This window comes from Virgibacillus sp. AGTR, assembly GCF_016919725.2.
GTDB classification, from domain to species: Bacteria; Bacillota; Bacilli; order Bacillales; family Amphibacillaceae; genus Virgibacillus; species Virgibacillus salarius.
Window position 1 is genome coordinate 45,600 of sequence record NZ_JAJERH010000012.1, and the last position, 23,828, is coordinate 69,427.

23 protein-coding genes are annotated in these 23,828 nt (G+C 38.1%); 14 read left to right on the plus strand and 9 right to left on the minus strand.

Features of this window, described 5'->3' with window-relative positions; all coding sequences use genetic code 11:
• The first annotated feature begins 10 nt into the window (after positions 1-10).
• The 11 genes from rpsM to JUJ52_RS07400 all read left to right on the plus strand — a co-directional run bounded on the left by rpsM (position 11) and on the right by JUJ52_RS07400 (position 7,600).
• Complete coding sequence (gene rpsM / locus JUJ52_RS07350; protein WP_026680255.1) at positions 11-376, plus strand: 30S ribosomal protein S13; 366 nt, start codon at positions 11-13, stop codon at positions 374-376.
• A 19-nt stretch (positions 377-395) separates the two neighbouring features.
• Positions 396-785 carry a 30S ribosomal protein S11 gene (gene rpsK, locus JUJ52_RS07355; RefSeq protein ID WP_026680256.1) on the plus strand — a complete coding sequence of 130 codons (390 nt, stop codon included), beginning with the start codon at positions 396-398 and terminating at the stop codon, positions 783-785.
• Positions 786-998: 213 nt separating this feature from the next.
• The gene (locus JUJ52_RS07360) at positions 999-1,943 is read left to right on the plus strand and encodes a DNA-directed RNA polymerase subunit alpha (RefSeq protein WP_026680257.1); all 945 of its coding nucleotides are present in this window, start codon (positions 999-1,001) and stop codon (positions 1,941-1,943) included.
• A 95-nt stretch (positions 1,944-2,038) separates the two neighbouring features.
• A complete protein-coding gene (gene rplQ, locus JUJ52_RS07365) occupies positions 2,039-2,392 on the plus strand; it encodes a 50S ribosomal protein L17 (RefSeq protein ID WP_026680258.1) in 354 nt (117 codons plus the stop codon).
• Positions 2,393-2,603: 211 nt separating this feature from the next.
• Complete coding sequence (locus JUJ52_RS07370) at positions 2,604-3,443, plus strand: energy-coupling factor ABC transporter ATP-binding protein (RefSeq protein WP_026680259.1); 840 nt, start codon at positions 2,604-2,606, stop codon at positions 3,441-3,443.
• Positions 3,419-4,291 carry an energy-coupling factor ABC transporter ATP-binding protein gene (locus JUJ52_RS07375; RefSeq protein WP_205389407.1) on the plus strand — a complete coding sequence of 291 codons (873 nt, stop codon included), beginning with the start codon at positions 3,419-3,421 and terminating at the stop codon, positions 4,289-4,291. The genes JUJ52_RS07370 and JUJ52_RS07375 overlap by 25 nt, the downstream gene beginning before the upstream one ends.
• The gene (locus JUJ52_RS07380; RefSeq protein WP_026680261.1) at positions 4,284-5,081 is read left to right on the plus strand and encodes an energy-coupling factor transporter transmembrane component T family protein; all 798 of its coding nucleotides are present in this window, start codon (positions 4,284-4,286) and stop codon (positions 5,079-5,081) included. The genes JUJ52_RS07375 and JUJ52_RS07380 overlap by 8 nt, the downstream gene beginning before the upstream one ends.
• Positions 5,082-5,153: 72 nt before the next feature.
• Positions 5,154-5,906, plus strand: a complete 753-nt coding sequence (truA, locus tag JUJ52_RS07385; protein WP_026680262.1) for a tRNA pseudouridine(38-40) synthase TruA — start codon at positions 5,154-5,156, stop codon at positions 5,904-5,906.
• A gap of 180 nt (positions 5,907-6,086) precedes the next feature.
• Positions 6,087-6,524 (plus strand): 50S ribosomal protein L13, encoded by a 438-nt coding sequence (gene rplM / locus JUJ52_RS07390; protein ID WP_026680263.1) that lies wholly within the window; start codon positions 6,087-6,089, stop codon positions 6,522-6,524.
• Positions 6,525-6,543: 19 nt separating this feature from the next.
• The gene (gene rpsI, locus JUJ52_RS07395) at positions 6,544-6,936 is read left to right on the plus strand and encodes a 30S ribosomal protein S9 (protein ID WP_026680264.1); all 393 of its coding nucleotides are present in this window, start codon (positions 6,544-6,546) and stop codon (positions 6,934-6,936) included.
• A 235-nt stretch (positions 6,937-7,171) separates the two neighbouring features.
• Positions 7,172-7,600 carry a hypothetical protein gene (locus JUJ52_RS07400; RefSeq protein WP_205389408.1) on the plus strand — a complete coding sequence of 143 codons (429 nt, stop codon included), beginning with the start codon at positions 7,172-7,174 and terminating at the stop codon, positions 7,598-7,600.
• A gap of 182 nt (positions 7,601-7,782) precedes the next feature.
• On the opposite strand, the gene JUJ52_RS07405 is transcribed toward JUJ52_RS07400, so the two are convergent.
• The 7 genes from JUJ52_RS07405 to JUJ52_RS07435 all read right to left on the minus strand — a co-directional run bounded on the left by JUJ52_RS07405 (position 7,783) and on the right by JUJ52_RS07435 (position 13,727).
• Positions 7,783-8,079 carry a hypothetical protein gene (locus tag JUJ52_RS07405; protein ID WP_051388262.1) on the minus strand — a complete coding sequence of 99 codons (297 nt, stop codon included), beginning with the start codon at positions 8,077-8,079 and terminating at the stop codon, positions 7,783-7,785.
• A gap of 61 nt (positions 8,080-8,140) precedes the next feature.
• Positions 8,141-8,413: a hypothetical protein gene (locus JUJ52_RS07410; RefSeq protein WP_026680287.1), complete on the minus strand. Its 273-nt coding sequence runs from the start codon at positions 8,411-8,413 to the stop codon at positions 8,141-8,143.
• A gap of 518 nt (positions 8,414-8,931) precedes the next feature.
• On the minus strand, positions 8,932-9,624 hold the full coding sequence (locus JUJ52_RS07415) for an ABC transporter permease (RefSeq protein ID WP_166530048.1): 693 nt from the start codon (positions 9,622-9,624) through the stop codon (positions 8,932-8,934).
• The gene (locus JUJ52_RS07420) at positions 9,621-10,544 is read right to left on the minus strand and encodes an ATP-binding cassette domain-containing protein (protein WP_205389410.1); all 924 of its coding nucleotides are present in this window, start codon (positions 10,542-10,544) and stop codon (positions 9,621-9,623) included. The genes JUJ52_RS07415 and JUJ52_RS07420 overlap by 4 nt, the downstream gene beginning before the upstream one ends.
• Positions 10,545-10,546: 2 nt before the next feature.
• A complete protein-coding gene (locus JUJ52_RS07425) occupies positions 10,547-11,488 on the minus strand; it encodes a sensor histidine kinase (RefSeq protein WP_205389411.1) in 942 nt (313 codons plus the stop codon).
• Entirely contained in the window at positions 11,489-12,193 is a 705-nt protein-coding gene (locus JUJ52_RS07430; protein WP_166530045.1) for a response regulator transcription factor, read from the minus strand.
• A 70-nt stretch (positions 12,194-12,263) separates the two neighbouring features.
• Complete coding sequence (locus tag JUJ52_RS07435; protein ID WP_205389725.1) at positions 12,264-13,727, minus strand: alpha/beta hydrolase family protein; 1,464 nt, start codon at positions 13,725-13,727, stop codon at positions 12,264-12,266.
• Positions 13,728-14,176: 449 nt separating this feature from the next.
• On the opposite strand from JUJ52_RS07435, the gene JUJ52_RS07440 reads away from it, so the two are divergent.
• The gene (locus JUJ52_RS07440) at positions 14,177-15,043 is read left to right on the plus strand and encodes an SDR family oxidoreductase (RefSeq protein ID WP_205389412.1); all 867 of its coding nucleotides are present in this window, start codon (positions 14,177-14,179) and stop codon (positions 15,041-15,043) included.
• An 11-nt stretch (positions 15,044-15,054) separates the two neighbouring features.
• Positions 15,055-15,612 (plus strand): TetR/AcrR family transcriptional regulator, encoded by a 558-nt coding sequence (locus tag JUJ52_RS07445; RefSeq protein WP_026680294.1) that lies wholly within the window; start codon positions 15,055-15,057, stop codon positions 15,610-15,612.
• 209 nt (positions 15,613-15,821) lie between these two features.
• Here JUJ52_RS07445 and JUJ52_RS07450 read toward each other — a convergent pair whose 3' ends face one another.
• Entirely contained in the window at positions 15,822-16,403 is a 582-nt protein-coding gene (locus JUJ52_RS07450; RefSeq protein ID WP_205389413.1) for a class D sortase, read from the minus strand.
• Between the two features lie 305 nt (positions 16,404-16,708).
• Positions 16,709-21,865, minus strand: a complete 5,157-nt coding sequence (locus JUJ52_RS07455; protein WP_205389414.1) for a SpaA isopeptide-forming pilin-related protein — start codon at positions 21,863-21,865, stop codon at positions 16,709-16,711.
• 440 nt (positions 21,866-22,305) lie between these two features.
• Here JUJ52_RS07455 and JUJ52_RS07460 point away from each other — a divergent pair, with 440 nt between their 5' ends.
• The gene (locus JUJ52_RS07460; protein WP_026680297.1) at positions 22,306-23,319 is read left to right on the plus strand and encodes an NADP-dependent oxidoreductase; all 1,014 of its coding nucleotides are present in this window, start codon (positions 22,306-22,308) and stop codon (positions 23,317-23,319) included.
• The last annotated feature ends 509 nt before the right edge of the window (positions 23,320-23,828 follow it).

Sequence of the window (23,828 nt, forward strand, 5' to 3'; positions counted from 1 at the left end):
TTTGAAAGCTATGGCACGTATTGCAGGTATTGATATTCCACGTGATAAACGTGTAGTTATTTCACTAACCTATATTTATGGTATTGGAAAAAACACTGCACAAAATATCCTTAAAGAAGCAGGCGTTTCCGAAGACACACGCGTACGCGACCTTACAGAGGATGAATTAGGAAGAATCCGTAAAGCAACGGACGAATATACAATTGAAGGTGACCTTCGTCGTGAAGTATCCCTTAATATTAAACGCCTAATCGAAATCGGCTCTTATCGCGGTATCCGTCATCGTCGTGGGCTTCCTGTTCGTGGACAGAAAACAAAAAATAATTCACGTACACGTAAAGGACCACGTCGTACGATCGCTAATAAGAAGAAATAACGAAAAGGAGGTATAATCTATGGCACGTAAAACTAATACACGTAAACGTCGTGTGAAAAAGAATATTGAGTCAGGTATTGCACATATCCGTTCAACGTTCAACAACACAATTGTAACGATTACGGACACACAAGGTAACTCTCTTGGATGGAGTTCAGCTGGTGCACTTGGCTTTAAAGGCTCACGTAAATCTACACCTTTTGCTGCACAAATGGCAGCTGAAACTGCTGCTAAGTCTGCAATTGACAATGGCATGAAAACACTTGAAGTAACGGTTAAAGGACCTGGAGCTGGCCGTGAAGCAGCTATCCGTTCACTTCAAGCAGCAGGATTGGAAGTTACTGCAATTAAGGACGTAACTCCAGTTCCTCACAACGGTTGTCGCCCACCAAAACGTCGTCGTGTATAATTATACCGTATATAATTTGTCACCCTGTCTATAATGGGTTATGATAGCTAAAAGTGTAAAGGAGTATATCTCCTTTAGCGAACAGCATCCGAGAGACAAGAACGTACGAAAGAACTACAGGTAGTGCAGAAACGCCAACTGCCTATTTGAGGAATTTCGGTTAGACAGCTGGTCTAACCGGGGTTTCGACGTTTTAAAGGAGGGTTTTATTGAATGATCGAAATTGAAAAACCAAAAATTGAAACGGTAGAAATCAGCGATGATGCTACATTTGGAAAATTCGTAGTCGAACCGCTCGAACGTGGATATGGTACCACTCTAGGAAACTCCTTGCGTCGTATCCTACTATCCTCACTTCCAGGTGCTGCTGTTACATCAGTTCAAATTGATGGAGCGCTACATGAATTTTCAACAATCGAAGGTGTTGTTGAAGATGTGACAACGATTATTTTGAATCTGAAGAAACTAGCTCTAAAGATTTACTCTGATGAAGAGAAAACATTAGAGATTGATGTGCAGGGAGAAGGAAAAGTTACGGCTGCAGACCTAACATTCGATAGTGATGTAGAAGTATTAAATCCGGATTTGCCAATTGCAACGTTAAATAGCAAAGGCAGCTTGCATATGAAGATTACAGCAGAACGTGGACGTGGCTATCGTCCCGCTGATGCTAACAAAAGAGATGACCAACCAATTGGTATCATACCAATTGATTCAATTTTTACTCCAGTGTCACGTGTTACGTATCAAGTAGAGAATACACGTGTAGGGCAAGTAGCTAATTTTGATAAATTAACAATGGATGTATGGACTGACGGAAGTATTCGACCTGAAGAAGCTGTTTCTTTAGGCGCGAAAGTCTTTACGGAGCATCTAAACATTTTTGTAGGCTTAACAGATGAAGCGCAGAACGCAGAGATTATGGTCGAAAAAGAAGAAGATCAAAAAGAAAAAGTGATGGAAATGACCATCGAAGAACTTGATCTATCTGTTCGATCTTATAACTGCTTAAAACGTGCTGGTATCAATACAGTTCAAGAGCTTTCAAATAAATCTGAAGAAGATATGATGAAAGTACGTAATCTTGGTCGCAAGTCATTAGAAGAGGTAAAAGTAAAACTTAATGACCTTGGCCTAGGCTTACGAGATGATGACTGATAAAATCAAAAGTGCAGTATGATCTGGACGTAGCTTTTTTCAGTTGATCGTATTTTAAATAAGTCATTAGTCATCATGAAAGGGAGGGATAGTCCATGGCTAGAAAATTAGGTCGTACAACCGATCATCGTATGGCGTTGCTTCGTAACCTTGCTTCTGACTTAATTATTCATGAACGGATTGAAACAACAGAAGCAAAAGCGAAGGAGCTAAGATCCATCGTAGAAAAAATGATTACTTTAGGTAAGCGTGGGGATCTTCATGCTCGCCGTCAAGCAGCATCATTTCTATATAACAAGGAAGCTAACGAAAACGAAAATGTGATTCAAAAACTTTTCGATGATGTGGCTCCACGTTACGAAGACCGTCAAGGTGGATACACTCGTGTTCTTAAATTGGGTGCTCGTCAAGGTGACGGAGCAGAAATGGCAATTATTGAACTAGTTTAATGTAACCACATCCGACAAGGGCAGGACTGAATCTCTTCTACGAGGTGCATCCAAGCCCTTTTTTTGTAGAAGGAAAAAGGAAAGGAAAGATCATTCGTCTAACATACGAATTGCATCGTAAAGCCTTAATCAATCAGCTAAAGAACGAAGCTGAGACATGTTCATTAGAGGAAAGAATACACCCCGGGTGAGTTTAGATGGAGGAACAATGATGAGTAAGAAGTTAATCGAGTTTAGAAATGTATCTTTTCGATATGGAGATGAGCAGCCTTGGGTACTAAAGAATTGTTCGTTTACAATCTATGAAAATGAGTGGGTTGCCATAATTGGTCATAATGGTTCAGGTAAATCCACGATCGCTAAATTAATGAATGGTTTATTGTTTCCGCAAGAGGGTGAAATTTTCATAGATGACAAGCAGGTAAATTCGGAATCTGTATGGGATGTACGGAAAGATGTTGGAATGGTTTTTCAAAATCCAGATAACCAGTTTGTGGGAACGACGGTTCAGGACGATGTAGCCTTTGGCATGGAAAATAGAGGATTACCTCGAGAAGAAATGCTTAAGCGCTTGGATGATGTCTTAAGCGCTGTAGGTATGGAGGATTATCGAATTACAGAACCACATCGATTATCTGGTGGACAAAAACAGCGTGTAGCGATTGCAAGTGTTCTAGCCATTTCCCCAAAGGTTATAATTTTAGATGAAGCGACAGCAATGCTTGATCCAAAAGGGCGAAACGAAATTATGAAGACAATAGCTGGCGTACAGAAGGTAAAAGAGGTCACATTACTTACGATCACCCATGACTTACAAGAAGTCATTCAAGCTGATCGTGCCATTGTAATGAATGATGGACAGATTTGGGCGGAGGGTGTGCCGAGAGAAATTTTTTCAAAGAAGGAAGCATTGCGTAAGATTGGATTGGATGTTCCGTTTGTATCTAGGTTAGCTGATGTATTAAAAGCAGAGGCCATTCCCGTTACACAGGAGCCACTAAATCATGAAGAACTGCTGGAGGACTTATGGATATTACATTCAAGAACGTAAGCTACGTATATCAACAGCATACACCGTTCGCACATAAAGCAATTGACCATTTAGATTTTCATATCCCTTCTGGTTCTTTTGTAGCAATTATCGGACATACTGGTTCTGGAAAATCAACATTAATCCAACATTTAAATGGACTAATCAGACCAACTGAAGGTGACGTATGGATAGGAGATTATCATTTAAGCGCAGAAGAAAAACCTAAATTAATGAAAGAGCTTAGAAGTCGTGTAGGTGTTGTATTTCAATATCCGGAGCATCAACTATTTGAGGAAACGGTAGCGAAGGATATTGGCTTTGGTCCGCGAAATTTTGGTGTTGGGGATAGAGAAATACAAGACAGAATTCCAGAAGTTCTATCAGCTGTTGGCTTAACGGAAGATTTCTTGAACCGTTCTCCGTTTGACTTAAGCGGTGGCCAAATGAGGCGGGTGGCAATAGCTGGTGTATTAGCAACAAAGCCTGAAGTACTTGTATTGGACGAGCCTACTGCTGGATTAGATCCACGTGGACAGAAGGAAATCATGGAAATGTTCTATACCAGGCATCAGGAGCAAGCACTTACGACAATTTTAGTAACACATAGTATGGAGGATGCAGTAAAATACGCTGATCATGTCATTATTCTTAATAAGGGAACCAAATATATGGAAGGGAAGCCTGAGGAAGTATTTGTCCAAAAAGAGGCATTACAGAATGTACAGTTAGACGTTCCAGAAATGGTACAATTTCTTGATAACTATGAAAAGAAATTTGGTAACCATATCCCCTATACTAGGCAAACTGTGCAACAACTTGGTTTGCAAATGAAGCGTTCGTTAAAAGGGGGAACCCTACATGAATAATGCTTTGGTTATTGGTCAGTATGTCCCGGGAAATTCTATCATTCATAAGTTAGATCCACGAACAAAGATTTCGATAATATTTATTTATGTTTTCATTGTGTTTTTTGCCAATAATGTTTGGAGTTATGGGATATTAACAGCTTTTGCCTTAGCTAGTTTAATTTCATCCAAAGTCCCGATTAAGTTTATATTAAAAGGGTTAACGCCCGTATGGTTTCTTATTATCTTTACGTTTATTCTCCATATGATTGTCACGAAAGAGGGCAAGCCTGTATTGGAAATATTTACGCTTACCATTTATACTGGTGGGTTAATTCAAGGATTTGCGATATCGATGAGGTTCTTTTTACTTATTTTAGTAACCTCTCTATTAACCCTAACCACGACACCAATTGAGATCACGGACGCGATTGAGGATATGCTACGTCCTTTAAAGAAAGTGAAGTTTCCTGTGCATGAATTAGCATTAATGATGTCTATTTCACTACGATTCATCCCCACTCTACTACAGGAGACAGAAAAGATATCGAAGGCGCAGGCTTCAAGAGGTGTTGATTTTAAAACAGGACCTGTAAAAGAAAGGATAAAAGCTGTCGTACCTTTGCTTGTTCCATTATTTGTCAGTGCTTTCAAGCGCGCAGAAGAACTGGCAATGGCTATGGAAGCAAGAGGATATCAAGGTGGAGAGGGGCGCACAAAGCTTCGTGAATTAAAAATTGCGAAACGTGATGTATTCATCTATATCTTATTTCTTTGTATTATAATCGGATTATTTATTACACGAAATTAATTATTATAATTGGAAGGATAGAATTTCCGTTACTACGATAATATCTATCTTTCAAAGGAAGGCTGCTACAGTATGGTAAGACTTAAGTGCATTATTAATTATGACGGATCACAGTTTTCAGGCTTTCAGATACAGCCTAAGAAACGAACCGTACAAGGGGCGTTAGAGACAGCTTTAACTAAAATGCATAAAGGGGAGTACATTCGTATTCAAGCTTCTGGAAGAACAGATACAGGTGTTCATGCGAAGGGTCAAACCATTCATTTTGACTCAGCTTATGATATTCCTCTATATAACTGGAAGCAGGCCTTAAATACCTTACTTCCGAATGATCTATATGTTAAAGAAGTCGAATATGCAGATGATTCATTTCATGCACGCTATGATGTAATTGAAAAAGAATATCGATATTATGTTTGGCATGAAAGTGAACCGGATGTATTTAAACGGAATTATGCATATTATTTTCCTTATGAATTAGATATTAGGTCCATTCAAGCGGCTTGTGATTATCTAGAGGGGACCCATGATTTTACAACTTTTTCCTCTGCTAAAGCTACTACCAAAGGAACAAAAGAGCGGACGCTTTATCAGGTGAGTTGTGAAAAGAAAGGCTCGGAAATTGAGTTTATCTTTCGCGGGAGTGGTTTTTTATATAATATGGTCCGAATTATCGTAGGTGTCCTTTTAGATATAGGTCAAGGAAGGCGTCAGCCGGCTGATATCATGGATTTATTGGCGAAGAGGGATAGAAGGCTTGTTGGAGAAACCGTGCCCTCAGAAGGCCTCTATTTATGGAATGTTAGGTATGATGAAAAAAGGTAAGCGGATTGTCGGAGAAAATGCAAATCATATGCATCAGCTCTTGACAAAATCCTATCATTTGGTGTATTATGATCTATGGCATTTTATTTCTAAACCATGATTAGCCCCGGAAACTAATTATGTTGAAATAGACGAATGAATATTGAAATTGATTTTTTTTAAATATGGAGGGAAACACTCATGCGCACAACTTTCATGGCAAATGAAAATAATATTGAACGCAAATGGCTAGTTGTTGATGCAGAAGGCAAGCGTTTAGGACGCTTAGCGAGTGAAGTTGCTGCGATCCTTCGTGGAAAGCATAAGCCAACTTACACACCACATGCAGACACTGGTGACCATGTGATTATCATTAACGCAGAAAAAGTAGAATTAAGTGGTAAGAAAATTACAGATAAAATTTACTATCGCCATACAAACCACCCTGGTGGACTTAAAGAGCGTACTGCATACGAAATGCGTACGAAATATCCTGAGCAAATGCTAGAGCTTGCTGTTAAAGGAATGCTTCCTAAAGGCTCTCTAGGACGTAAAATGGGTAAAAAATTACACGTATTCAGAGGATCTGAACACACTCATCAAGCACAAAAACCGGAAGTTTACGAGCTTCGTGGGTAACTAAAAGGAGGTAAACATTTTGGCACAAGTACAATACTATGGCACAGGTCGTCGTAAAAAATCAACTGCACGCGTACGTTTAGTACCTGGTACAGGTAATGTTACAATTAACGGACGTAACGCATCAGATTATTTCCCATACGAAACACAAATTTTAATTTTAAATCAGCCGCTAGTGGCTACTGAAACTCAAGGTACTTATGACGTTATTGTTAACGTTCATGGTGGAGGTTTTACTGGTCAAGCTGGTGCTATCCGTCACGGAATCGCACGTGCGCTTCTTGAAGCTGATCCAGAATATCGTGGATCTCTTAAAACAGAAGGCTACCTAACTCGTGATGCTCGTATGAAAGAGCGTAAGAAATACGGTCTTAAAAAAGCACGTCGTGCACCTCAGTTCTCAAAACGTTAAAATATCAACGTTTCAAAGACTCTTATCCAACTTGGATAAGGGTCTTTTTTATAATCATTTTCAGCTTGTGACTATATTTTGACTATATTTATTCAGATTCCATGAATGGTTCCATTTTTTATTAAGGTAATTACTATTATGATTATAAAATGAATTTAATGGAAAATTTACAAAAAAATGAAGGAAGATGTGAATATTTGTAGAAATAGTTAAATGTAGTTAAAGGAGGTGAGATATGTTGAAAAAGATTCTTGCACTAATAATTTTTCCCGTCATGATTATTTTAGCTTCTCAGACCTTCCCCTCAGAATCAATCGCAGCTGAAACTACTGGAAATGAAAGTCCTAAAAATGAAATTAATGCAGTAAAGTATTTCGGTCCATTTCCTTTTACAACAAGAGATGGTAAATGGGACGGTCAATTTTCTGTTCCTTCGCTAGGCGATGTTACAATTAGACTCTCGGGAGAGGATTTATATTGGGAGTCAGGGCGAGTGCGGATATGTAATAGGGACTCTGGTAGATGTACACTATGGGGACCCCTTTCAGTAGGTACTCAACCTTCCAGAACAATTACTGACGTTTTACCAGGTGTATATTATGTAGATGTAGATTACGCGATGAATGTATTCTCTGGTACAAGCACAATTGAAGTAAGATATTAAATAAATAGGTGATTTAGAGCTGATATAAGACGTTAGGTAGTATTCGGCTCCTATCGTCTTATATGCAGCCCTGAAAATATATTTGTTCGTGAACTGGATGAATTAGTAAAGTTAGTGATACGTTTGGTTCAGGTAATGATGACAATCCAATTTTATTGAGTGAATTATGTACAGAAAGAAGGCTAATTGTACCTTCTTAACCGTTTTTTATTTAATTTTACTTGTGATAAATCGTTCAATTCTCTTGTAGAGTGATGTTTGTTTCTATGGGTTAAATCCTCTAATTTTCTAACTGCAGCGCTAAATTCATTGTCGGAGATTTGTTTTGTAGCTAAAAGAGTACATAACATTGCATATGCAATTGGAGTTGTATCAACTATAACCTCTACATCCACATCTGAATTACCGCTGTATCCAATTGTAGATAGACTTTCATTATTGAAGTCTATTGAGCGACCATTTTTTAATGAATTTTGCAAATTTATTCCCCACTTTCATAGAAAAAGAGTGGGATAAATTATATTACCCCACTAGTACTTATTAATAGTATTTCTTACGTTTCCTGTCATCGTCGTCTTCATCATCGGAAATAACATTAACATAAGAGTTGCCACTTTTAGTGATCTTCGCAATGTTAAAATTGCGGTTTTTGTTTTTTAAGTCATTGTCGTTATCATTATCGTTATCGTTATCAACATGAATATCACTGTCGAAATCTACATCGGCTTTAGCTTTTGCATCTGCATCTGCTTTTGCGGTAGAGAAAAACTCTTGATTACCATCTTTATCAAATTTTCTCTTTGGCCTCCACATACAATTTCCCTCCTTTATTTTCGATTTAATATAATATATTCAATGTTACCCTTAATTGAGTTGGCAGTTATCTTAAGTCAAATGCTTGTTTTATTTTTAAATAAAAATAACCACTAACAATATCATAAATTGAGCCCTCCATATGAAATGAAGGGCCAGGAAATAACATGTGGAAAGACCCTTAACAGGTCTATAATAAAGTATTCAATTAGCCGTAATTTGTGTAGGCTACTTTATTAAATCAATCATGATAGCAATTAATCAAGATATAAATTTAAAGCTACAAATAGAAAGTACTATTTATGTGTGGATTGATTAAAAAAGCCCCTCATAAGAGGAGCTTTTTAGGTTGTGTTGGTGTGACACTGTGGGTAACTACATTATATAGTGCGCAATAACTAAGGATCAGCATTTATATAGCTAGTTCCTATTTCAAAAAGTTAGATTTTAAATCTAAATTTTTAGGGGTACCTCACCTTTAATTTACTAGTAAATATCCTTTGAGAATTCTACCTCCATTACAATATATCTTCTCTCTCGGCTTTGTAGATCATCCAGTATGCACCCACAGCTCCAATCACTGCCAGCGTCATTTCGACAGCAGGAGTTACAGTATATGTAGGCCCGTTATTCATGGAAATGGAGGTAAACTCGATAATGAAAACAGAAACAATTGTCGTCGTTGGTGATTTCCGAAGCATTCCCAAAACAAGTGGAATCCAGCTACTCATCGTCTTTAAAACGGCATGAATAAGAATTTCCACCACTTGATTGGATATGATTGGGGAAGTAAGAGGTTCCTTGACGAAATCATATTTGACGTTTAACCCGATTAAGACAAGATTAATGAACAGATTGGAGATGATAATAATAACAAAGGTAACAAGCGAGATTAATGCCAGCTTGGATATAAGCAGCTTCTGTCTCCTAATTGGATAGGTGAATAGCACGGAGGTTGTCTTATTCACGTACTCACCGACAATTATTCGAGCCATTAGTATTGCAGCAAATATTACGAACGTAAAATTCACCATGGAACGAGTTAAATCAAATGCAACGTTGTAGGTTGGATGTATGTAGGTGTTTTCCACTGACCACTGTAACATCATCATCCAGACCAAAACCGTCATCACCAAGTTCGACACTATAACACACAAAAAATATCCATTCAGTTTGAATTTTTTTAATTCCAACTTTATTAGCGAAATCATGTATTCCCACTGCCTTGCAGAAGATTTAAAAAATAGTCCTCCAGCGTTTGATTCTTGCGTCTGATTTCTCCAATGTCAACTCCATTCAGAATTAGCGTTCGTACAATTTTTTCAGGTTGAGGTAAACTTAAATCGTAGATACGAATTGTCGATTCATTTATCAATTTAAAATTGCACATTTCTAGCTTATTAGACAATATGCTAACTGCCTTCACGACATCTTTTGTCACCAATTCAATATACTCCGTCCAGTCCCTTTGGATGTTCTCCATTGCCACTTCTCGGATAAGCTTGCCTTCACGAATGACACCAATCGTATTTGCGATTAGCTCTAACTCCCGCAGTAAGTGGCTAGTTAGAAACACCGTCATTCCATATTCTTTACTCAATGCGGAAATCAGGTTTCGCATGTTCTTCAATCCAACCGGATCAAGACCATTGATTGGCTCATCTAGAAGTAACAGCTCCGGTCGGGTCAATATTGCCCGGGCTAATCCAAGGCGTTGCTTCATGCCAAGTGAATAGCTTTTTACAGTTTTGGCTCCTTCAACGGTTAAGCCGACCAATGCAAGTGCTTCATCGATAGACCGGTGATCGTGATAACCCATGTATGCACAGTGTAGCTCCAGATTTTCCCGAGCAGTTAGCTTTTCATAAAATATTGGATAATCAATCAAGCTACCTATTCGCTTCTTAGATTTGCAGTCACCAGTTATAAGTCTCTCTCCGAAAAGTTCAATCACTCCTTCAGTTGGCTTCCATAAGCCCGTAAGCAGCTTCATGACCGATGTTTTGCCAGCTCCATTCAGACCTAAGAGTCCGTAGATTTCTCCTTTCTTAATGTGAAGGTTCACATCGGACAAGATGTTGTTCCCACTCAGGTTCTTGCTAAGTCTACTCGTGCTAACGACATATGTCATGGTTAGTCCTCTCCTTTTAACGATTTTAATCGAATTGTAAATGTCGTTCGCACGAATGGATGACTCTTGAGCGTTATTTCGCCATGTAAATGTTCGACAAGACGTTTCGTTATTGTTAAGCCCAGTCCGCTTCCTTGATAGAGTCGGTTCCTGGAATCTTCGAGCGTGTACATGCGCTCAAATACTTTGTCGCTGTGTGATTCACCAATTCCTTTGCCACGATCCCACACATCTATATAGACATGGGAATCATCGCCGCGCAATGTTAGGCCGACGGTTAGACCCTCTTTTCCATACCGAACAGCATTAGAAATGAGGTTTTGCAATATACGATCCAAAGCTTCCTCGTTGCCCAATGCGTACATTGGTTGATCTGGTATATCAATGATGGCTTCCAATCCAGCAGATTCAATATCATTATAATAAAAAAGTAGATTATTTTTGCAAATTTCATTTATATTTACATAGGTTAGTGGCAAAGCTTTGTCCCCGGATTCCAAGCGGGCCAAGTCGAAGAACTTATTAATCAGTTGCAAGATCTCCGAAGTTTTGGTCTGCACTTTCAGAAGAGTCTGTTTCCTTGCTTCCTTCGTCATCTCCTTGTCGCACACGATTGTCTCAATTAAACCAATTGCGACTGTAAGTGGCGTTTTTAAATCATGTGAAATATTGGCCAGCATTTTACGGATTCCAGCTTCCTTCTTTGCATGCTTGAGGAACTCCTCATTTTTTTTCTCAAGCAGTCGGTTCAGTTCGACTAGAAGTTTTTTTAATGCTGGATCATTCGTGAACAGAAGTACTTTTTCGGTTCGATTTTCCTCTATAATTGTTCGAAGCTTGTCACGGATGTAAAAGAGATGGGCGTCTCGCCCCCTAGCTAACCTGTATTGTGAAATGTTGAACATAATTAGAGCTAAGATAATGCCAATTAGAATACCAGTCATTCAAAACTCCCCTAGCTTATATCCGATACCCCACAGCGTCTTAATATATTGAGGTTTCGAGGAACGATCCTCGATTTTGTCTCGTAGACGGCTGATTTGTACGTTAATACTATTCTCGTCGCTGTAGTATTCTTCGTTCCATACTGCACGATAAATATGTTCTTTTGTGAATACTTTATTCGGATTGCTGGCGAGTAAATATAAAATTTGAAATTCTTTGGATGTTAACATAATGTCCTGGTCATTTTTGGTGACAGTGAAGTCGTCTACATTAATTGTTAATTCTCCAACCTTCAATACTCGTGACACAGATTTTTTTTCGACAACAGTGGATGAATATTTTGTCGTACGACGGATCATCGCCTTTACTCTGGCCGTAAGCTCGATTAACGAAAAAGGTTTAACGATATAATCGTCTGCTCCGAATTCGAGACCTACTACTTTGTCCACATCATCATCTTTGGCCGATATAATTAGAACCGGGGTGGTGTTATATACTCTGACTAGCTTCAAAAACTCCAATCCGTCTAGCTTTGGGAGCATTAGATCGAGCAGAACCAAATCATATTGTTGACTCATGACAGCCTGTATCCCTTGCTCACCATCGTATGTACAGACAACATCAAATCCTTCCTTACGTAGATAATTTGCAACCATGTCACTGATAGAGTAATCATCTTCTACTAACAATATTTGTGTTTTCATACCCGAATTGTATCAAAAGTCAAAAAAATAGTAAATGAAAGGGAATTCTCCGTATCGGTCACTAAATCACTTATTTACTTTGAAAATGAACCTCCGGATATTTAGCCCCTAATTGTTTTAACACATTATCATCCGTTCCTCTCAAATACTGATCGAAGAATGCCAGCGTGAATTCATTAACTAGAAGATGAATTTGCACAGTATCTTCACCTTTTGCACGCATCAGTGGGCTGTACAAGTTAAGATCAGTAAAGCTAGTATGGTTTGAATTCGGAATGACCAAAGACAATGCACCACTTGCGACAACTTTTTCATACCTTGACATAAGGTCGTAAAAGTCTTTCTCAAGCGCTTCACGATTTCTTCCTGTCTGTTTTAAAATCTCTTCCGGAGTAATGTCATCCAGATCTGCCTCGAATCGAGCCACATCTAGTGAGGACGCGGAGTACATCAAGAAAAGTGGCTTTTGAACACTCTTCTCAGGAACTGGTCCTCCAAACAGTGATCCGTCCATATTTATGGCAGCTTTTACGCGGTCATCTTGCAATAGCATTCGATACGCCGTGGCACCTCCATAGGAATGCCCGAACATGCCAATTTTCTCGAGCTCAAGCCTTCCCTTGAATTGATCGTCCTCTCCGCCCTTATCCAACTCTTCAAGCTGATCAAGTACGAAAGTAACATCTTCTGACCAAATGGACATCCTCTCATCGAACTCAGCAAGAGTGTTCGGTTCATCTTTAGTCGAATATTTCACTGTTCTACCATCTGGAAAAACCGTTGCTCCTGCATTATAAGTATGATCAATGCCAACGACAATATATCCACGACTTGCTAGTTCTTCAACTTGAAACGTATTCTGATTACGGTTGCCGGCATTACCGTGCGAGAAAATTAGCACAGGATAACGTTCCTGCCTATCAGACAAAATACCCTCAGAAAACGAATGCACACGGACAAGACCTAAATGGCTCATCATAAAATCAGGTAGCCCCATTAGTTGCGCCATTCCCTCCTCTTTTTCCGGCACATCCCTCATATATTGATTAGTCCTCTTCTCGCTCTCTTCGTTTGCTGGATACCAAACTTGTACCATCAACTCGCGCTTAGCTTCCGGATCTTTCACAAACGTTTCATTGCGTTTTTCGTCCGTCCAATGATAGGATACTGTTCCTACCGAGTGATTTCCTGTTGGTTTCTCAAATGAGAATACAGGCATGACAATAGGTGGAAGGATTGTGATTGCTAGATAAACAGTGAGTAGTACAGTTTGAATAGTCAATACATACCACTTTCTGGGTTTTATATTCTTTCGTTTGACATACAGATACGCCGTTAACAAAACAGGTGTTAAATAAGCCGGAATCATTCGCCAGCTTACGCCCTCTGCAACCATCTGTACAATTACCATAAAATATCCCACGGCCAAAGGCCAAAGAGATACTATGTTTGTGGAGGCTTTTTTTCTCCTTATAAACACCCAATACAATAATCCAAAATTAACAACGACAAGTATTATCTCTAAAAATCTCATATTATTATTACTCCTTTCTGATTTAAATCTTGCAACTGATTCAATTTCTATTGTAAAAGTAATACATGTCGTTTTTCTTTCTTCATTCTTACATATTTCTTTCATACGATAAATTTACCCCGATAATTTGGTACTCACCAACAACCTCAAATCTTGCTTTCTTTGCGGAGTACCACCATATATCACCATCTGGGATGGGAGCGTATTAATTTTCTTGGAGAATATAGGTTTGATGCTAATAGATTACCAGCTAATTCTCTTAGACCCTTAAATAAAACTTAAGCCAATAACAAGCCAAATTCCTTAACGTACAAGAATTTGGCTTTCATAATGTCGAAATTTGCTAAGCGTATAAAATTTTCGAAATGGCGGTACCTTTTTATTGTAATTTTAGACCGATCAGTCTAAAATGAAATTAAGCTAAATTATATCACTGGAGTGAGATGAAGATGAAACGCGTATTAGTAGCTGGGGCAACAGGTTACCTAGGGCGATATGTTGTAAAGGAACTTAAACAGGCGGGATATTATGTAAAGGTATTGGTCCGATCACCAGCAAAGTTAAAGCAAGAGGGGGCTTTCTCTTCCCCAGCTATCTATGAATTCATTGATGATATTGCTGTGGGGGATGTTTCCAAGGCAGAAACCATTCAAGGTATTTGCGCAGATATTGATTACGTTTTTTCCTCAGTAGGTATTACAAGACAAAAAGGTCATTTAACGTTCATGGATGTAGATTATCAGGGGAATCTGCATTTGCTGAAAGAAGCAGAGCACAGTAAGGTACAACGGTTTATGTATATAAATGCGCACGCGACTGAAAATTGTCCTTCTGCATTAATTAAAGCAAAACAGCTATTTGTAGACAAATTAAACAGAAGCTATGTTCCACATATCATCATCAATCCAACGGGTTATTTTTCTGATATGACGGAGCTTTTCACTATGGCCCAAAAAGGAAGGGTATTCTTGTTTGGCAAAGGAGAAAGTAAAATGAATCCCATACATGGGGCTGATCTTGCGGAATATTGTGTAGCATCCTTTTCTAAAGAAGAAATATCACTCGATGTAGGAGGTCCTCATGTTTATACATATCGTCAAATGGCTGAACTATCTATAATGGCCGCTAACCCAAACAGTAAAATTACAAGCGTTCCACTGTGGCTTGTTAAAAGTATCTTCCCATTTCTAAGAATTAGTAATAAAAGACAATATGAATTATTGCAGTTTTTCTTTTATGTAATGACACACGATGTTATTGCTGATACCTATGGAAATACTGATTTACAAACTTATTTTGAAAATATGAACGCATAAGGAGAGCAACAATGTCTCATAAAACAAAACAGAGTCTTATCCAAGCTACCATTGATTTGATTATGGAGAATGGACTGGAAAGGCTTACGATTAACAAAGTAATAAAAAAGGCGGAAAGTAGTAAAGGCTCATTTTATTACTATTTTTCTAACATAGACGATTTAATGAAGGAAACATTTTTATATGCCTTAGAACATAGTCTAATTGATTTTTCTTACAATCCAGATAAACCTTTTAAAGAAAATATCCTTTCGTTTGGGCGCTATTTAATTAAAATGTCTACGGAAAAATCACCTGAACATGCGATTATGTTTTTGTGGATCTCCAAATCCTATCAAGATGAAAGCTATCGAAGACAATTTCAGGAGATGCGCAAACAAATTATCGAAGAAAATTCTGTTTCTAAGGATTTTCAGAAGGTATTTCAAGTGGATGTAGAATGGTTATACTTTATTGATGTTGTTATTATAGGGTTTCTTGTTCATTGCCTCCTTCATGATGATGAAGACATACTACTTTCCATCTGGAAACAGCTAACCAATCCTATCGTCTATGCTTCTAGAGTTTAAGTATGAACAATTGTCATCATCGAACAACGCTTCTCAAAGACCCTTAATCAAGTCTAGGTGGGGTCTTTTTAAAGTCACTTTTGAGAACCATAGCCTTACGTTTATTATACGTCAGCAAGTAGTAGTGAGTTTTGTGTAAGTATAGTAAATTAAAAGCCCTCACATTTGTGGGGCTACATTTTTACGCTCATCCAATTTCCAGCAGATTTTCAACTCAATTTACCTTTTACCACAACCCTTTTATCACCAGATAATGTACATGTCAATAGGGTTATCTCAGCTCCGTTATTCTCCAATACTTCCACTGCATCTTCTTCGACGGTCTTAATTTCTGTTACTTTGTAAGAATAACGATCATTGTCTGTTGTTAAAATGATTTCATCACCTTTTTTGACATCTGGAAGGTTACGGAAATGTCGGTCTCCGCGATACCCCCGATGGCCAGCTATTGATATATTATCTGTATTTGGATCTTGATCTTCAACAATCTGAGTTAAACTAATTGCTAAGTTCTCTTCCGTGGTTGATGGTAATACAAACTCCTTTAAATGGATCGACGGAATTTCTAATTCATAAATACTTTTTAATTCTTCTTTCGAAAAGTTTATGTCAGGCGCCGTTTCATTATTTAATCCATCTGTTTTCAATAAATCCATTGCTTGTACAAGTTCTGCATTTTGTTTTGAAGTATACCAATCATAAGATAAGGGCACGGCAATGAGTATAGCTCCTAAAACAAGTAATCCTAGCCCCATCCATAGTCTGCCTTTTTTCATCATGATTCGCCTCATTTCACTTCAACCTAAAGGAATAATGTTACAAAGAGGCCGAATCATCTAAGAGAAAAATGAACAACTAGAAAGGATGGCTCGTGCAACGAAGCTTCTCCATCCGTCACTTTCCGTTGGCGACTGGTGAGCTTCTTCGTGCTGAGGTACCTAACCGATGCCTTTTCTTTTAGATAGGGAAGGCTTCGGCAGCAATACATCGCACGTAGAAAAAAATCGCTCTTCTTTTTCAAGGAGGAGATAGAGTCGTACATTGTTCCACTCTAGAATGTTCGTGTATCTCAGCCTCTTTGTAATTTACTTATTTACTATTCTATTAAAGTTCCGCTTCTCATTCGTCTGATATGCGTATACAAAAGGAAACTACCTGATCCAAGAAATATCATACCGATTATAGCTAGATATCGTAACCATTCTTCCCCAGTTTGTGGTAGCTTATCTCCGAAATCTTGGCTAGGTGGCGTCGGTGGTGTATCTCCTTTTTCCATAGGGGTGTTTTCTACAATCACTTCTTTGTTTTTATCTCCTAATTCAATGGTGATATGAATTGGCTTATCTAATTGCACATAACCAGTAGGAGCTTTGATTTCCACTAATTGATAGTCTCCTGGTGTTAATCCCTTTACGATCACGATGCCATTTTCATTTGTTGTTATCGTTGTAATTCGTTCACCCTCACCGTCTAACACGTCAAAGACTGCACCTTCTAAAGTTGTGTCTGTGATCGCATCAACTTTGGTGATTTGTATGTCCGTTTTTAATAAATTGTTGCTAAATTCCAAGTATAGAGGCTCTTGTTGGTCAAAGACGATTTCAAATTCAATAGGAGTTTTATCCAACTGATAACCAAAAGGAGCTTTTGTTTCAATAAACGCATAATTTCCTGGCTTCAGATCATCTACAACTAAGACGCCGTTTTTATCCGTAGTAAGTTCCGTTTTTAGCACTTCGCCTTTTGCATCCACCAACGAGAATACAGCTCCTTCGAGCGTATCTCCCGTTTCACCGACTTTCGTAAGTTCGACTGAACCAGTACGTAGGGGATTCTCAAAATTGACTTTTGCTATTCCTTGTCCCAATCCAATATCAAATGGAATCGGTGTGGTATCTAATTCATACCCTGGGAGTGTTTCTGTTTCTACAAGCTGATAAGAGCCTGGAATTAAATTGTCAATGATAAGTTTACCTTTTTCATCTGTAACAAGGTTTTCTTGTAGTGTTGTTCCGTCGGCATCCTGCAATTCAAACACGACACCTTCTAACAGTTTTCCATCTTCTCCTTCTTTGGTTAACTCTAATGTACTTGGAATATAACTGTTTTCCGCCTCTAGTTCCAGCGTTTCTAGTTGATTGAATGCAATTTCAAATTCGATTGGGGTGTCATCTAACTGATAGCCAAATGGAGCTTCTGTTTCAATAAATGCATAATTTCCTGGTTTTAGGTTCTCAACCGTTAAGATACCCTCTTCATTCGTAGTCAATCCTGTTTTAAGCTCTTCGTCCTTTTCATTCACTAACGTGAAGACAGCACCTTCTAGAGTATCGCCCTCTTCACCAATTTTTGTTAACTCTACAGTCCCTGTACTTAATGGGTTTTCAAAGCTTACCTGCTTTGCTTCTGATTGACCAATTTCAATTTCAAATGGAATTGGTGTAGCATCTATGTCGTATCCTGGAATGGTTGCTGTTTCTACTAGCTGATAGTTACCTGGTTTCAAATGGTCAATCACTAATTTGCCATTCTCATCAGTAAGGAGCTTCTCTTGTAAAGTCCTCCCATCGGCATCCTGTAGTTCAAATTCTACGCCTTCTAGTAGTTCGCCATCTTCTCCTTCTTTAGTTAGTTCGACTGAACCGAGAGCATATGCATTTTCTTTACTTACTTCAATTTGGGCTTGCTGTGCTAATTCGATATCAAACGGAATAGGTGTATCATCTAATTGATATCCTTCTGGAGCTAGAGTTTCTACAAATTTATAGCTTCCTGGCAATAAGTCTTCAACAACAATAATTCCATCTTCATTTGTGGTTAAACCTGTTTCAATTTCTTGTCCATCCTCATTGAATAAAGAGAATTCTGCCCCTTGTAAATGTTCTCCTCCTTCTCCAAGCTTTGTTAATTGAACAGAATTATCTAGATCCATGTATACACCAACACGCGCTGGTTCTACCGGCTGACCTTGATCAGTAGCAATTGCGAATGAGTTCCAAGCAGCCCGTTCTGTTGGGTTAATGGTTTTGTCTAATACACCTTGATCTACTTCCGAAGCGTTAGGAGCTTCCATTGAAAAGTTAATAGTGATATTTTCACCCTCAATCCATTCAACCCCATCTTTCAGTTCTAACTTAAAGGAATGAATAGAGGACCAATCGTCAACCTCCGTTGCCAAAGTCCAATTAGGCTCTTCAGCCGAATCTGGGTTCGATAATTTCTCTGTAGATTCTGGGTAGTTCGTATTTCTGATTAAATCATCACGCTCTGGTGTCATAGCAGAACTATAATAAACATCTACTTTATCGACCCACGAAGCAGGAAGTTGAATTGCTTCCGTTAATTCTGGAGTAAATTGGCTCCCGCGATCAATGTTATCAGTTATCCCTAAATCATTAATAGATGGCATAACATCTATGAGTGTCATACTTGAGATGTCTTTTCCTGAAGTATTGGTTAATGTTAATTGGTAATCAATAGAACCACCTGGGACAGTGCTTCCAAAGTGAGTAAAATCTTCATCTAGTTGCCCCTTAACCAATTTCTCTGTTTGGATATTATACTGTCCACTAATATAATATTCATTGCCAGACTTTAAACGAGGTTGATCTGAATTACCATTCTCATTAAGGTCCTCTACATCCGTTTGTAAAACCGTATCCGTTAACCCAGGGCTTTCAACTGACGGTACGGTTAGTTCCTGATCTCCAGAAAAGCCGTAAACACTAAAAGAGAGTGTATTTGGTGCGCTTTCATCTATTTGAACATTAATTTCTGCGTATAACGAACTACCTGGTCGAAGCAGGCGGTCATTCCAATTAAATTTTACAAGTTGTCTACCACTATCATTATAGTTGTTGCTTATTACGGTATAGTCACCACCTGCTGCAGAAGTAGTATCTATGGATGACCTGCCGTCAGCATCTGTAAATTCCACTTCAGGATTATTAGCAATGTTTATTCCTGGTGGCAATAGTACTACAGTTTCTAATGGTTCATTCATAGCTAAAGTTGAACTGTCTTCAGTGTTTAAATTTACCCGCATTCGATTATCTCCAGGAGCCACATATGAGCCTAGCTGATCTATTAGCTTAACCCCAACAGTAGCTATCGGAGGCTGATCGGTTGGTTTTGGAGCAATCTGTGCAGATCTCGGACCTGCTAGAGGATCAGAATTATATTGGTTACTGAATGCATTACCATCTCCATCTACTCCATAAACATCCCATTCGTTGGTTACAGATCCTGTATAGCCAGGTTTGACTTCAAAAAAGTAATTAGGTCTGCCTACATTTAACATACCACTTGGAGCATAAGTAAAATCTAGAATAATATCGCTAACTTCATCATTTTCACTGATTCCTAAGTCCGCTCTATTATAAACAGTATCTAAATCAGCATTTTCAACTAGTAATTCCCGTTCACCGTTTACAACTGCTTCAATATTGAAAATAGGATCATTCTTTAAAGGCACTCCATTTGGATAGTCTGCATTCGGCCTATAAATAAATCCCCTAGGTGTTTCTATTTCTTTAAAAATTAGATTTGAATCTATATGATAACTAGTAGTATATTCTTCAAAATCACCTTGGGCACTTTCTGGTAAAGGAGCAATTCCGTGAGAAAAGCCTAGAAGAGCATCATCATAAACAATTGGATTAGGGTCCCTGTTGCTATTTGGAGCTATGTTTCCTTCACCGTCTAATGGACCAACATGTACCGGAACATACCAATTTCCTTCAATATCGCCATTTGCGGTATCAGAATCAACAATGGTTATACTATCATTCGTATTAACGTTACTCTCGTTATCACCAATAAATAAAGTATTAATAGCTACATTATTAGTAAGCGTTTGATTTACAGTGTTATTTCCTACAGAGAGAACCATCTCCATATTGGCATTAAATAATGAATCTTTAGCAGTTTCCTGGTCATCAAATGAAGGAGCATCGAAAGTCCAAATCAGTTGATTTCCATTTTGCTCAGGTTCAGGGCCGTTGATTGTTGAGTCATAAGATAACCCATCAGGTAATGTATCTATAACCGTTATTTGAGAATTTTCGTCAATATAAAGCTGTCCAGTACTGTTTTTAGGAATGTCTACATTTATTTCCCATACAGTTTGGGAGTTCGGGGTAGGTAAGTTTCTTTCATTACCTTGAACGTCCGTAAATCGCTTCGTGATATTTATAGGATTGGACGCATCTACTACAACTAAGGCATTATCATCAACTTTCTTTTGTTCGTCCGCTTCAAAAGAAGCACTTATCTCCAGTTCAGTCCCATCGGGAGTAAAACCATTGCTAGTTTGTAATTTAATAATCTTTTCATAAGTCTGGCCTGTTTTTAGCGTATCAAATTCGTAGACCAATCGATTGTTTTCAGAATCATAGATTGGTTGGACACCGGCAATTTCTAATTCTGATAGTTCTTGGTTAAATGTAATTGTTTCTAAAGTTGGCAAGTCAATAAAAATAGTAGCATTTGTGTATTCAGTTATTGATCCCGTAGTTTTAAAGACAAGTTTATATGCCGCATCATTTCCCGAAAGTACATTAGCATTTCGTGGAGAAATATCGATATCTACATTTAGATTGCCTGAAAAGGGGGAAATGGCTGGTTGCTCACTATTAACCTTTGATTCTGATTTGCTCTTATCAGAGGAGTCAGTTTTTGCTTCCTTTTGAACTAGATTCTGTTCCTCAGCAGTATTCTCTTTTTCTGCTTTTTCTTTTTCAGTATTCCCGCTTTCAGTATTCTGCGTTTTCTCCTCTTCTATCGGCTCGACCTTTTCTTCATCACTTGGACTTGCATTTTTCTGTTCTTTATCGTTTGAAGGTAATTGGAACGTAAAATCCTTCGTTGCTATTAATTTTTTTTCCTTAAATCCTTCAATTTTAATAAGGTTTTCGCCCTCTGTTAAATCTTTAAGTGCAAACCGTATTTCTTTGGTGTTTTCTAAAGAATTTATGTTTAAGCTATGTGATTCTTTATTGTTGGTGATTGTAGCTTGGTCGTTTCCGACAAAATAATCACTATAATTCGAGTTCTTCGGATACGTAACGTTTAATTCATCTATTTCTTCACTTATTACTACTTTGAAAATGGAGTTTTCGGTTGTCCCCTCTTTTTCAAGAGATACTGCTATATCCTCTCCAGCCCCAACACTACCAGCAGCCATAGCAATTGATTGACTAAATTGTGTGAATATCATAGAAAGAATAACCACTATGGAAAACATTTTTTTCATCCTGAATCCTCCAATCATAAATTTTATTACAAATATTTCACCAAGCGTAACACAGTTTTACAGATATTTGTTTAATATTTCAATCATTTTACAATGTTATAAAAATTAGTGTCGAATTTACTAATACTTTGTAACTATTTGTTATGATAAAGAGTATGAAAAATGTAATCTTATGGCATGAATACGGATGAGTTTTTGAATTTGTGAAATGGTCTCTTTGTTTTGTGTAGTAGCAGTTCATAGATACCAAATGTTGTTCGTTTTCCGTTAGGTATTCTTCAAGATATTTGTCTTTGAGCTCTAGCCGCTTAAGCACTCAGCTTTTCATCGTTGATTTCCATTGATACAATGAACCTACATATTTTATAGATGCCATCCATTAATAGATGGCAGATGCACTAAGTAAATTACGCAATATAATACTGTAGGAGGTTTTTTATATGAAGCAGAAACAGCTTATTTTAAATGAAAGACCAAATGGGCTACCAGATGAACGCACTTTCCAATTTGAAGACGTAGAAGTAGGCAACCCAGAAGCGGGTGAGCTTTTATTAAAAACATTATTTGTTTCTGTTGATCCGTATATGAGGGGGAGAATGTCAGATGGTCCGTCATATATTGAACCATTTGAGGTAGGTAAGCCATTAAATGGTGGCGTCGTTTCTCAAGTAATTGAATCAAAAAGCGATCAGTTTGACAAAGGAGATATTGTAACTGGACATTTGGCATTTCAAGAATACCATGTAGTTAGTGATAACCATGTACGGAAGGTTCAAACGTTTGGTCTGCGTCCAAGTGTTGCTCTAGGGCCACTGGGAATGCCTGGATTAACAGCCTATTTTGGTATGATGCATATTGGTGAGCCAAAAGCAGGTGAGACCGTAGTAGTTTCTGGTGCAGCAGGGGCTGTTGGGCAAATTGCCGGGCAACTTGCTAAAAGAGCGGGTGCTAAAGTCGTCGGTATTGTTGGTTCTAAGGAAAAAGCGAGGTATATTACTGAAATACTTGGCTTTGACGATGTGGTTGAATACAAAGAAGGAAATGTGGCTAAGCAATTAGCAGAAGCTTGCCCCGATGGCATTGATGTGTATTATGAAAATGTTGGAGGAGAGATTTCTGATGCTGTTTGGCCATTACTAAATACATTTGCGCGTGTACCGGTATGTGGTGCAATTTCTTCTTATAACTTGGAAGAAGGAGAGTATGATATAGGTTTACGTGTACAGCAGTACCTTATAAAATCAAGAGCGAAGCTACAAGGGTTTATTGTTGGTGATTTTCAAGCGGATTATAAAGAGGCATATGAGGTACTCGGTAAAGCTATTGCTAATGGTGAATTAAAATTTGAGGAAACAATTGTTGATGGATTTTATGCTATTCCAGATGCTTTTCTAGGCTTGTTTTCTGGAGAAAACATTGGCAAGCAGCTTGTAAAGGTTGCAGATAGTGAGTAGAGAAGCATATAAAAGAGGACTGTTTGTGGTTTTCCTTCTGTTAAATAGACAATCTAAAAATATTAAGCCAATGTGATTAGCTTATTCCCTTGTCTATTAATTGAATTGGCGGTGTACTTTCTTAAGTTCACCGCCATAAATGCAAACCTTAGCTCATTTTCCTAGCTCTCACAGACATACAAGTGAAGCTTAAATTATCGCTAAAAAATTCGAAGGTGGGCCTACATTAAAACCACTTTCATCGTGGATGATAAGCAGAACAACCTGTTTCTCGTAAGCATCAAGTAAACACTTCAACACTTCATTCATCTGGAATACGCTCTAAGCTTTATGAATAGTGAAAGCTGTATTTTCATCTTAATAAAGTTTTTGATTTCTACATATAGTGACAGAATCATTTGGTTCATGTCGATTTTGTTTTGCTGTGGTTACTTTACCTTGTTTAGAAGGTATCCATTTTGCGTACAGAGATAGAGAAGGCACTCACCAGTTGATTGGTGAATGCCTTT